This window comes from Pseudomonas sp. GL93 (genome assembly GCF_003408955.1).
In the GTDB taxonomy this organism is placed as follows: Bacteria; Pseudomonadota; Gammaproteobacteria; order Pseudomonadales; family Pseudomonadaceae; genus Aquipseudomonas; species Aquipseudomonas paracarnis.
Map to the genome: position 1 here is coordinate 1 of NZ_NKRF01000105.1, position 1453 is coordinate 1453.

The window sequence follows — 1453 nt, forward strand, 5'->3', positions numbered from 1 at the left end:
CAATGGTGGTGGTCGCACCATTGTCCAGGGTAACGGTCAGCGGATTGGTGATGTTAGTCACCGGCGCACCGTTTTTATCCACAAGGCTGGCGGTGTAGATGATGTTACCGCCTTCGCCGACGGTGGTGGTGGCGGTCAGTACAACATCAACCTTGTCGATGGTGTCGTTGATGGTGGTGGTCGCACCGTTGCCTGCCACTTCCAGTTTTTCGAAGTTGCCGCCAGAAGCGTCAGTGATCTTGACGGTTTGGGTGCTCTTATCGATGAACACGTCATCGGTAGGCGCAGGGACGGTCACGGTGCCGACAGTGTCGCCAGCTTTGATGGTGATCGACGAACCGTTGTCGAGTTTCAACGTGACGTCAGTACCGGCCTTGTTGCTCAAGGTCGCGGTGTAGGTGATCTGGCCACCTTCGTTCGCTTCGGACGGAGCCGTTAGCGTAACGGTAGTAGTGTTATCGGTGCCCGAAGTGTCCGTCACAGTCGTGGTGACTTTATCGGTGCCAGGCGCCAGGTTCTCAAAGTGCTCGCCACCGGTCACGCCTTTGATGGCGGTGGTGACGGTCTGATCGCCTTTGTACACATCATCCGGTGCCAAGACCGAAACAGTGCCGCTGGACTGATTCACACCAATGGTGATGGTTTGGCCGTTATCCAGAGTCACGGTCAGCGGGTTGGTGATGTTGGTCACCGGTGCGCCGTTTTTATCCACAAGGCTGGCGGTGTAGACGATGTTGCCGCCTTCACCGACAGTGGTGGTAGCGGTCAGGACCACATCGACCTTGTCGATGGTGTCGTTGATCGTGGTGGTGGCGCCGTTGCCCGCAACTTCCAGTTTCTCGAAATTGCCACCCGTGGTCTCGGTGATTTGAACGGTCTGCGTGCTCTTGTCGATGAACACGTCATCGGTAGGTGCAGGGACGGTCACCGTGCCAACGGTGTCGCCAGCTTTGATGGTAATGCTTGAGCCGTTGTCGAGTTTCAACGTGACGTCAGTACCGGCCTTGTTGCTCAAGGTCGCGGTGTACGTGATCTGGCCACCTTCGTTCACTGCATTCGGCGCAGTTAACGTGACAGTCGTAGTATTGTCTGTGCCTGGGGTATCGGTGACGGTGGTGTTCACCGCCGTAGTGCCTGGAACCAGATTCTCGAAGTGCTCGCCACCGGTCACGCCTTGAATGGCGGTAGTGACAGTCTGGTCACCTTTGTAGACATCATCCGGTGCCAAGATCGAAACAGTGCCGCTGGACTGATTCACTCCGATGGTGATGGTCTCGCCGTTATCCAGCGTGACGGTCAACGGATTAGTGATGTTAGTCACCGGCGCACCGTTTTTATCCACAAGGCTGGCGGTGTATGGTATCTTGCCACCTTCGCCGACGGAGGTGGTGGCGGTCAGAACTACGTCGACTTTATCGATGGTGTCATTGATCGTGGTAGTCGCACCTTTAAC

1 protein-coding gene is annotated in these 1453 nt (G+C 56.3%); it reads right to left on the reverse strand.

Annotated features, from left to right (window positions below; genetic code table 11):
* Window positions 1-1453, reverse strand: a 1453-nt coding sequence (locus CER19_RS23760) for an immunoglobulin-like domain-containing protein (RefSeq protein ID WP_371921560.1), incomplete at both ends; no start/stop codon positions are given.